This window comes from Pedobacter panaciterrae, assembly GCF_013204795.1.
Taxonomy (GTDB): Bacteria; Bacteroidota; Bacteroidia; order Sphingobacteriales; family Sphingobacteriaceae; genus Pedobacter; species Pedobacter panaciterrae.
Genome location: NZ_JABMKW010000008.1, coordinates 216,499 through 227,453, shown reverse-complemented (window position 1 = coordinate 227,453; position 10,955 = coordinate 216,499). Strand labels below are relative to the sequence as shown.

9 protein-coding genes are annotated in these 10,955 nt (G+C 37.2%); 2 read left to right on the top strand and 7 right to left on the bottom strand.

The genetic code is table 11. The annotated features are described in order from the left end of the window. Positions 1-46: 46 nt before the first annotated feature. The 3 genes from HQN86_RS03115 to HQN86_RS03105 all read right to left on the bottom strand — a co-directional run bounded on the left by HQN86_RS03115 (position 47) and on the right by HQN86_RS03105 (position 3,398). Entirely contained in the window at positions 47-907 is an 861-nt protein-coding gene (locus tag HQN86_RS03115; protein ID WP_172659573.1) for a hypothetical protein, read from the bottom strand. Between the two features lie 141 nt (positions 908-1,048). Continuing rightward, the gene (locus tag HQN86_RS03110; protein WP_172659572.1) at positions 1,049-2,065 is read right to left on the bottom strand and encodes a cytochrome d ubiquinol oxidase subunit II; all 1,017 of its coding nucleotides are present in this window, start codon (positions 2,063-2,065) and stop codon (positions 1,049-1,051) included. Between the two features lie 4 nt (positions 2,066-2,069). Then, complete coding sequence (locus HQN86_RS03105; protein ID WP_172659571.1) at positions 2,070-3,398, bottom strand: cytochrome ubiquinol oxidase subunit I; 1,329 nt, start codon at positions 3,396-3,398, stop codon at positions 2,070-2,072. A gap of 294 nt (positions 3,399-3,692) precedes the next feature. Between HQN86_RS03105 and HQN86_RS03100 the strand changes: the two genes are divergently transcribed. Continuing rightward, the gene (locus tag HQN86_RS03100) at positions 3,693-4,460 is read left to right on the top strand and encodes a hypothetical protein (protein ID WP_172659570.1); all 768 of its coding nucleotides are present in this window, start codon (positions 3,693-3,695) and stop codon (positions 4,458-4,460) included. 5 nt (positions 4,461-4,465) lie between these two features. On the opposite strand, the gene HQN86_RS03095 is transcribed toward HQN86_RS03100, so the two are convergent. Continuing rightward, positions 4,466-7,030 (bottom strand): M1 family metallopeptidase, encoded by a 2,565-nt coding sequence (locus tag HQN86_RS03095; protein ID WP_172659569.1) that lies wholly within the window; start codon positions 7,028-7,030, stop codon positions 4,466-4,468. Between the two features lie 117 nt (positions 7,031-7,147). Between HQN86_RS03095 and HQN86_RS03090 the strand changes: the two genes are divergently transcribed. Next, a complete protein-coding gene (locus HQN86_RS03090) occupies positions 7,148-7,996 on the top strand; it encodes a DUF2911 domain-containing protein (protein ID WP_246269407.1) in 849 nt (282 codons plus the stop codon). Positions 7,997-8,063: 67 nt separating this feature from the next. Here the strand turns inward: HQN86_RS03090 and HQN86_RS03085 are convergent, their stop codons facing one another. From HQN86_RS03085 to HQN86_RS03075, 3 genes are read right to left on the bottom strand one after another with little or no spacing between them, the layout of a single operon-like run. Further along, a complete protein-coding gene (locus HQN86_RS03085) occupies positions 8,064-9,092 on the bottom strand; it encodes a sialidase family protein (protein WP_172659568.1) in 1,029 nt (342 codons plus the stop codon). 1 nt (position 9,093) lies between these two features. Then, positions 9,094-10,806, bottom strand: coding sequence for a sodium:solute symporter (locus HQN86_RS03080; protein ID WP_172659567.1), 1,713 nt, complete (start codon positions 10,804-10,806; stop codon positions 9,094-9,096). Beyond that, positions 10,803-10,952: a hypothetical protein gene (locus tag HQN86_RS03075; RefSeq protein WP_172659566.1), complete on the bottom strand. Its 150-nt coding sequence runs from the start codon at positions 10,950-10,952 to the stop codon at positions 10,803-10,805. The genes HQN86_RS03080 and HQN86_RS03075 overlap by 4 nt, the downstream gene beginning before the upstream one ends. Positions 10,953-10,955: the final 3 nt, after the last annotated feature.

Below are 10,955 nucleotides of genomic sequence, written 5' to 3'. Positions count from 1 at the left end.
TGTTTGTGTGGTTTATTTGTGTGTGAGTAGTATCTATGTATACAGCTTATTTAAGGATATATTTTCCCCAAAAATCTGTTGGGCTGGTTAATGCTTGAAAATCAATTCCAGAACGTCTAGGGCCGAAGTTACCACCGCCGCCTCTATTACCACCAAAACCGCCTCTTCCTCCTCCGTCGCCGTCACCGCCGCCGCCATCTGGTCTCTGAAATTGTAAACCATTCAATTTTATATTATATGCAAATTCCTTTGGTGCATCTTTCGAAATGCCCAACTCTTCAAATGGGATTGCCAATTCGTAGAAGAATGCTTTGTCATTCCCTATACTAGCAAATGCCTTTATACCTAAATCGTTATAAACGGAAATAAGGGTATCGGTTGTTTTTTTAAACCCGCTGATCTTAATTTCCTTGACCTGACTTAATTGCCTTTTTTGCATTACAGCCATCATAGAATCTCTTTGTTCAGGAGTTTGCGTTCCCCCAGCGCCTCCACCCATTATGGCACCCATTTGGCGCCGTCCGCCTCCCTGTCCACCACCTTGTGCGGGTCTGTTAATCAATGGATATGTAAGTGTAATGCTTTCCTTTTCTTTCTTTTTTCCTTCAGTATTTATAGCAAGCGTAATTCCACCGGCAAGAATCTTTGAATTATTTGCTATATCAGTTGATTTAATTACAAGGTATAAGTTCTTATCATCGTTACTTATTGTATATAAAATACTGGTCCGTTTATTTTCGGCCTGAAAAGTATCGTTCCATTCTGTATTTCTTCCATCAACTTTTATGTTAGTCGGAGCAGTTATACTGCCTTCCTGCACATCTTTAAGTTTTTGTGCTTGCGCTGTCATGCAAAAACCAGCGAGCAATAAAGTATTTACTGTGATTTTTAAGAATATTGATTTCATATTTGGTGAAAGTTTGTCATTAACTATAGCTTTGGAATTATGACTCACTAAACTCGCTTAGGTTTAATCCTAATGAGCAAGTTTAGCGGTTAATATTCTTGTTACAATCAATTTTACAATAGCATTCCACCTCAATACAAATTAATGGGCTTCCTGTACTTCCTTTTTTTGTTGAAATATGTAGATCAGATAACCCAGGGCGGGCAGAATAAATATACTGCCAATCAATAAGGCGTAGCCTAATGTATCTATCGCCTTTGCTTGTCCCTGATGGGTAAGTAACGATAAATTAGCCCCATTTTTAAGGAGTACGATGTCTGGAAAATGGCTGTATGTGGCAGCAAATAAGATCATAGCAACCTGAAATCCTGCAAGTAAACGAAGCAATATAGGCTTCTTCCGCTGAAGTAAGAAAAACATAATAATCAATGAAATACTTGCAGCAATAATGGCGGTCAAACCCAAAGTGTCTCCAAAAATCCAACTTGCTAATGGGATGTTTTCATGATAAGCAGCAACAAAAACTAGTGCTCCACAAAACATAACCGTATAGATTGTTCGCCTTGCTTTTCCGATAAAGAAGCTTCTGTCATCGTCAGCCGCCTGCCCTATGATAAAAATAGTGGCCAAAAAACCACATATACTAACTGTAAATACCCCAACCGAAACAGAGAACCAGTTTAGCCAGCTAAAAACATAGGCTGAAAGAAAATCTTGTGCCTGAACATCTATTTGACCTGATACGGAACTGGCAGCAATTATTCCAAGGAAAAATGGGGTGATTAAGCTTGAATAAATAAAAATTGGGGTATATACTTTTTGCATATCATCCTTAACGGCATCATAGTTTCTAAATACGAAGGCAGTTCCACGGGCAATAATGCCAAGTAACATACATACTAATGGAATATGCAGATAGATTGAAACTGTAGTATAAATTTTAGGGAACCCAACAAAAAGGATAACAATAGCAATAATTAACCACATATGATTTGCTTCCCATATAGGGCCAATAGCTTCATACATAGTTTTACGCGTTTTGGATCGATTACCTTTGGAGGTAAACAATTCTATAATTCCCGCTCCAAAATCTGCACCACCTAATAGGATATATAATAGAATTGATGTCCACAGGAAAACAATAACAACATAGATCATAATATTAATTTTTAGGTAGTTTGGAAGTAGAATCATATAATTTACCAACCATCGTAATCTGACGGTACAGCAATAAACTCACTATAATTGCCAACGAAATGTATACACCAGTAAAGAGATAGAAGGAATAAGCAATTCCAGGCATTGGCGTTGCAGCATCTACAGTCCGCATAACACCGTAGATAATCCAGGGTTGTCGTCCAACCTCTGTTACCGTCCACCCTGCCTCCAAAGCTATAAATCCCATAGGAGTTGCAATTATAAAAAGCTTTAATAGCCAGTTACTATTAAGCCATTGTCTCTTTTTCCAAAGGGCTATAAAGTACAATAAAGCAATGAACACCATTGCCATTCCAAGTCCAACCATAATCTGAAAGGCATAATGTGTTACCGCTACCGGAGGTTGGTCTTCTTTTGGGATCACGTCGAGACCTTTAACTTCCCCATTAAAGTTCCCTGTAGTCATAAAACTAAGCAGACCAGGAATTTTAATTGCGTAATCAACTCTTTTATTCGCTGTGTCTGGTATTCCTCCAATAATTAATGGCGCATTTCTTTCTGTATGAAAATGAGCCTCCATAGCTGCGAGTTTTGCCGGCTGGCGATGAGCAACATCCTTAGCAGAAATATCACCACTGATAGGTTGCAAGCAAGCTGCAACTGTTCCAAATACTGCTGCTATTTTAAAAGCTTTACTGTGAAAGAGCACATTTCTCCCTCTAAGAATCATCAGGGCGTGTACACCTGCTACGGCAAATCCGGTAGATACAAATGCAGCAACCGACATATGGAGCGCCTGAGAAAACCAGGCATCATTAAACATTGCCTTTATAGGATCTATGTCTAAATACTTACCATCCACAAAGTCAAAACCGGCGGGGCTGTTCATCCAGGCATTTGCAGCAACCACAAGAATTCCTGACAATAACCCACTTATTCCTACAACAACACCAGTCACCCAGTGAAACCACGGATTTAACTTGTCCCATCCATATAAATAAAACCCAAGGGCTATCGCTTCAATAAAAAATGCCGTCCCCTCTAAAGAAAACGGCATTCCAAATATAGGACCTGCGTGCTCCATAAATGTTGGCCACAGGAGTCCTAGTTCAAAAGATAATACCGTTCCCGAAACTGCTCCCGTTGCAAAAAATATTGCAACACCCTTGCTCCAGGCTTTTGTAACGTCCTTATAGACAACCTTTTTTGTTTTTAGCCAGTAAAAATGAGCTACTGACATAAAAAAGGGCATCACCATACCAATACATGCAAAAACAATGTGAAAGCCAAGAGAGAAGGCCATCTGGAGTCGGGCAGCTAAAAAATCGTCCATAGTTAGGGTTTAATAAACGTTAGTCGCTAAAAGAAATAGTCAAGCAAAAGTACGTGTTTTAAGCACAGGAACCCAATTTCAGACCGTATTTCAAGCAATACTTTTATCAATATTTCAATACGCTTACAATTCTTTAAAAGGAATTATATTTCTTTTAAAGAACTAAAAAACAAACTAAAAAGAAAATAAATTTTTTAAAAGAGATATTTATAAATATGTTTGATACCTGTTGATCGCTAACATTTCAAAAGATAATGATGAATACATTAAAGTTTAGATACGTCCTTACAATTGTTGGAATTATATTTAATTGCCTCTTGTAAAAAGGCTAAACCTAGAAAAGAAGAAAAACCTGTAGAAACAGATAAACCGATTATTACAGATCCTGTTAAAAAACAATTTATCCCCATAAAACTGGAATCGGAAAATCTGATTATTAACCTTAAATACGTCGAAAACTCAGCTCTTATTTCAGAAGTTAATAGTTCCGATGGCTACAGTGTTAAAATAACTTACCGAGATCAATTACCCTTTGAATGTCTTAAATACAAAAGCAAAATACCTTTTAAATCTATTTATTTTAGAAAAACAGCCAATACAGATTTAAAGGTTACATTTTTCGATATAGATGGTAAAGTAGATACACCTACCGGTTCCCTGATGTTGACGAGAAATACTAAAGAACAACTGATTTCTATTCAAGCATCAGGCGACGGCCCCTCTTATCCATATAAAGAAAGTACATGGTCATATAGCTCAGCTGGAAATGTATCAGGTATTATCGTAAAAGGTTCTCCTAATGATGCATCTCCCATTAAATATACCCATGACGAAAAAAATGGAATCTTCAAGAATGTACAGCATGCTCAATTGCTATTTCTGGAAATGGGCTACAGCTTTTTTTGTGCCGATACAAACAACAGGCTAAGCTATTCAAATACAGATAAACCGCTGGAAAATACCGATTTCAGTTATCAATACGATAGTGTTGATTACCCTAAACAGTTTACAATACTTCAAAGTAAGCAAACTTTTAAGATCACCTATACCGAACTTAAATAATGACCTTATTCTTTTAATAATTTTTGTGCTCTAAATAAATTATCAGAACACTGAAGAATTTTGGCCTTCAACTTTGGATTATAGCGGGGGTTCTTTTCCAAAAAGTCTTGAACAATTTTTAGGGCCTCCGCGCTCTGATAATACCCAAATGTAGATTGAAGCCAGTTTTGAGGAAAAAAGATATCTCCTGTTTTTTGTATTTCAGCCAACATATCCAGACTCTTCGCTAAATATTTAAACGAACTAGTTTGTCTTAGTGGGTGATGAAGATAATATAAGGCAGCCCCCACATTTGATTCCTTTTCTCTATTCGATTTTAGTTCAAGACTCTTAAAAAAGGCATCCCGTTTTGTTTCTGCAGAAGATACAGCTGGCATAATAAATTCAAATCTTTTTCGTCTGTCCCCATTACTTATTCGCTTAAGCTGCTTACCCAGAATCGAACTATCACCATCTCTCAATACAAGTGAAAAGGCCAATGAGGTATAATCATCTTCTGTCAGCTTTAATCCTGCAGGAATTTTCTGACTTTCCCAAATTCGGTGCAACTTTTCACCGGCGTTAGCCGATAGATATATGTCTTGGTAGGTTTTAAAAAGCACCTTCTTGTTATTAGGCAAACTTTGCTTCTGCATACTGTTCCACAAATTGCTCTCCAATGATGTGGATACGCCAGTACGTTCAGAGGCTGAAATGAGTCCCCAATAAATACTACTGATATAATTGGTCATCAGTTTCAGGTTTAGCTCTTCTTTTTCCTGATCCAGCCCTTTTACAAACAGATTTAACAGGTCCGATGGTTTAATATACCTCCCACTTAACATATTCTCATACAATGAAATATAGGCAGCAGCCCTGCTCAAAGGCTTATCAACCAAATATATCTCATTAAACATTTTTTTATCCAATGGCCAAAGACCATACCCCTGTCCTGATGAGTTAAACAGAACAAAAGATGGCACATCCATTCCTTCAGCAGCTTTTAATCTAACTTCTTTATTATTGAGGCTCACTGTTAATTCTTTACTATAACCAGGATAATAAAGAGTTACTTCTATTAATTGTGGCCAAATCCTATTTGCCCCATACTCTGGCTTCTGCTTAATTATGAACTTACTAATTTTATTACCTACAGCTTTAACCGTATAGTCAACCAAAGGTCTTCCCGCCTCATTTACCCAGACCTTATTCCATTTATTTAAATCATGCTCCGAATGTTTATCAAGGATTGTAATTAGCTCTGGCCAGGAAGCATTTTTATTCGCAAATTTCTTCAGGTATTCCTGCACACCTAATTGAAATTTCTCCTTTCCCATTAAACGCTCCAACTGTCTCATCATTATTGGAGCTTTATGGTAAATGATATTTCCATAAAGTGTTCCTGCATCTTTTAAATTATCTAAATCTTGTCTTATTGGATTTGAACCCGTAGTACGATCTACCCCATAAGCTGCAGGGAAATGATCTATCAAAAACTTAAGATCAAATGCTTCTTTCCCAGTAATATTTTCCGCACTCTTATCAGCCATAAAATTTGCAAAAACTTCTTTCATCCAAACATCTGTAAACCAGTTCATGGTAACCAAATCTCCGAACCACATATGAGCAGTTTCATGAGCAATTAAGTTATTGCGACCATTTAGTTGATCCTTAGTAGCACCTTCATCGAGAAATAAGGCCGACGACTTATACTGAATTGCACCTACATGTTCCATACCTCCAAACTGAAAATCCGGAATAGCCACAAAACCAAATTTTTGAAAAGGATAAGGAATTCCAGTCCACTGTTCCAGATAACTCAATGACTTCGAATGAATGTTAAACACTTCATTCAAGCTGTTTTTTATAATTAACGAGTCAGTTTCTCGGTATAGAAAATCGGTCAGCATGTTTCCGACTTTACCATTTGCAAGTGTAAACTTTCCTACCGCAAAAGCAAATAAATAAGTACTTAAGGTATCTGATGTATTAAATCGGTAGGTTTTACAGTCGTTTGTAACAACAGAATCTTTTAACCCAGCATTAGCCAAAGCATTCCAATCCGCCGGAATTTTTAAAGTGAGGTTATATGTTGCTTTTAAATCAGGCTGATCAAAGCAAGGAAAAACTGTCCGCGCTCTATCCGGAACAAACAAAGTATATAAATAATCACTGTTCCTGTTAAGTGCAGCCTCACCAGCCTCAAAACTCAAACCTATTATATTCTCTCCTTGCTTTAGGTATTTAGAATCTATAATCAAGTGTTCTTCCCTATGATCCACCGCTACAGAAACACCGTTTACTTCCAGACTTTTTATCTTTTTAGCATCCTCTCTAAAATCCAGCTGCAATGGATATTTAGTCAATCTAAGTTGAAATGCTATTTCTTCTGTAGCATTTATAATCTCACTCCTATTCTTAGGAATATCCAGTCCGATTTTGTAGTTGATATTACTTAAAGTCAATTTGCGATAAATAGCCAGCTTTTTGGAGACTCCCGTCTCCAATATTGGCTCTGAGAAATATTTCGCACCAGAACAAGAAATAAGAAAGAGCGCTAAAATTGCTATTGTATTACGCAAATTGACCATAGCAACGAATTTAAGATTTTGTTGAATTAAAGCATCAAATAAGTGGTAATTTAGCGTCAACAAAACTTAGATCAGCTCTGTTCAAACTGACTGATCACCTAAAACAAATTTATGATCATGAAAAAGACATTAACAACAGTACTGCTTATTGCGCTAACGGTATCATTACAATCTGAGCTTAAGGCACAAGGTGTAAAAATGCCTCAACCAAGCTCAGGGCAAACCATTTCTCAGGATTTTGGTCTGGGTAAAGTAACTATCAGTTATTCTCGTCCAAACACTAAGGGACGTAAAATCTTTGGCGGATTAGAACCATATGGTTCTGTATGGAGAACCGGTGCTAATTCTGCTACTACCATCGCTTTTACAGAGGCCGTTAAAATTGGAGGAAAAGATCTTGCTGCCGGAGAATATGAATTATTTACCATTCCAGGAGAGAGTGAATGGACCGTAATCATAAACAAAGGATCAAAACAATGGGGTGCCTATGAGTATAAAGAAAGTGATGATATATTGCGCATAAAGGTTAAGCCAACTAAACTTAAGGAGAAAGTAGAAACATTTACTATTCAATTTGCCGATGTTTATCCAAATACTGCCAAATTGCAGTTAATGTGGGAAAATACTGCTTTAACGGTTGATTTATCTACTGATTTTGACGCCAAAGTGATGGCAGGTATTGATGAGGCAATGAAAGGAGAGAAAAAACCTTACTTTCAGGCTGCATACTATTACCTTGAAACTGGAAAAGACTTAAGCAAAGCACTTGAATGGGCTACCGCTGCTGAAACTGCAGATCCTAAAGCGCCATGGGTTAAATTACTAAAAGGACGTGTTCAATTAAAATCAGGAGATAAGAAAGCTGCAGCAGCCACTGCAGAGGAAGGCATAAAATTAGCCACTGAGATTAAAAATCCTGAATATATTAGATTACATACTGGCTTATTAGCTGAGACTAAAAAATAATATTATCCAAAAACATAAATATAAGACAGGATACCATAAATCAGCATCCTGTCTTATATTTATCAAATTATTCAAGCACTATGTGCTTAATATTCCTTCTATCAAATGTATAGCTGATATGAACCTTGCCATCTTTAGTCTGAATTATTGACGGATAACTGAACTCCTTTTTAGTATCGCCATCTTCGAGCTTTAGAATATCATTCCATTTTTCCCCATCTTCCGACAAAGCGACGTTTAATTTATATCGCCCATTAAACCATTCCTTACCTGGAACAGTTGGATTATAAACAATCATATGCTTACCGTCTTTCAATGTTTGAGCATCAGTTCCTGAATTAGGATTCATCAAAGTGGTAGCGCTTAATTTACCCCATGTTTTCCCACTATCTTCCGACCACGATTCAACAACGACCCCCTGTTTACTTCGACATAATATCTGAAGTTTATTTCCCCCATGAATCAATATACTTGGCTGGATTACATCAAATCTACTATCTGCATCAACAGGTATAATCGCCCATGTTTTACCTCCATCTACAGACCGTTCTATATGCACACTCCACTTATCATCAGTTTCAGTACTTGATGGAGACAAAATTGTCCCGTCAGCTAACTCAATAGGTTTATTTTTTATTGGTCCCAACACCCCTTCCGGCAAACGGGTTTTAGCAGACCATGTTTTGCCATTATCATCAGAAGTTCGCACCATTCCCCACCATTCTCTTGGCGAGGGCCCTTCTTTATAGAACAAAAAAAGTTTTCCCTTCTTTGTTTTAAATAATACCGGATTCCATAAAGGAGAAGACCATTCACCATTCACTTTACCATCGGCAACGGCAACAGGGCTAGTCCATTTTCCCTGTTCATTTATAGATAGCCAGATCCTTACATCTTTACTTCCTTCATGACTACCACCAAACCATGCAGCCATTAATTTTCCTCCATCAATTTCAACCAATGTAGATGCATGGCATTGATCAAATGGGGGATTGTTAAATATCAGTTCATCAGTTACCTTTTTCCATGCATGCTGTCCAAATACCGTAACAGTAGAAACAGTTAAAACAAAAGCAGTTAAAAAACTTCGTATCATATTAAATATTATTTTTCTCCCCGGCAATTCCTGTTTTCTTCATCATACTCTGAATAATTACCGACAAAAGAACTACCAATAAACACCCAATCACATTTAGCCATAGGTAAGCAACAAGATCAAGTTTACCAATAATTATAATCACCAGTTCCGTTGCTAAAGCTGCAAAAAACACAGCCCTACCATTTACATGCCGTACATAAAAAGCAACTAGAAAAACACCAAGTATGGTACCATAAATATAAGAACCAAGTATGTTCACAGCCTCCAGCAAATTACCTATCTTACTTGCGTAAAGTGCCATAACAATGCAAATCACACCCCAAAATACTGTTGCAAGTCTGGAAGCCTGCAAGTATTCATGATCTGAAGCATCTTTCTTAATCAGACGCTTATAAATATCAATCACTGTTGTGGATGCCAATGAATTTAGGGCACTGGCAGTAGATCCCATTGAAGCGAGAAATATGATCGCAATCAATAATCCTATAAGTCCCTGTGGCAAATATTGAGTTACAAAACTTAGAAATATATAGTTATTATCTTTTGTATTTGCATGCTCATCATTCTTAACCATTAAGTCAGTAGCTTGTTTTCTTATCGACTTCTCCTTCTCGTCTGCCTGTTGCAATGCCTTTCTCTGCCGGTCAATCAACGATTTATCATCTTTGTCCAAAGCAACATTCATTTTATTAACCTCAACTTGCTTTTCTTTAAAAGCCACATCATAGTCGGCCTTTATTTTATTCAGTTCAGGATTATATTTACTATTCTCCAGCTTGTTCAGCTCAAAACTGTTAAAGAATATGGGTGGTTTATTATATTGATAAAAAGTAAAAACCAATACGCCTATCAGCAATATCAGGAACTGCATAGGTATTTTAACAAGGCCATTCATCAATAAGCCCAGTCTGCTCTGACTAACAGATGCGCCAGATAAATAACGGCCAACCTGACTCTGATCAGTTCCAAAATACGATAATTGTAGAAAGAAACCTCCCAGTAAACCTGTCCATACAGTGTATTGATTATTCGGATCAAAGGTGAAGTCTATCGCATTTGCCCTACCCATTTTACCAGCTATATTTATCGCTTTCACAAAGCCAATATCTGCAGGTAGTAAATGAACTACCATAATACCCGCAGCAAACAAACCACAAAATATAATGCTCATTTGAAGCATCTGCGTATAGGAAACTGCTTTTGTACCCCCATAAACAGTATAGAACACCACTAAGCTTCCAATAAACAAAGTAGTGTAAGTAGTATTGATATTTAAAATAGTAGAAAGGATAATTGAAGGGGCATAAATGGTAATACCAGTAGAAAGTCCTCTTTGCACAAGAAAAAGAAATGCGGTTAAAGCCCTTGTTTTAAGGTCGAACCGCTGTTCAAGATACTCGTAAGCGGTATATACCTTTAAACGATGAAAAATAGGCACAAACGTGATACACAAAACGATCATTGCCAATGGTACACCAAAATAAAACTGTACAAAGCTCATCCCCGAAGAATACGCCAAACCAGGTGCAGATAAAAAAGTAATTGCACTGGCTTGGGTAGCCATAACTGACAGACAAACATGGTACCAAGGCAAAGATTGGTTACCCAGTAAATAGCCCTGAATGTTTTGAGCCCCACGGCTTTTATAAATGCCGTAAACTACAATTACAACGAGTGTAAGAATTAATACTGCCCAATCTATAACACTCATTCGAAGTATTTTGTAAATGCGTAAAAAATCAGGATCAGAAATACAAGCCAGCCTATCAGTAACCGGTAAAACTGTTTCCAGGTTTTAACAAAAGGCGGCAACTCTTGCTCTGGTTTCTCTGGTACCGGGTTGTCATGTTCTGCCATGCT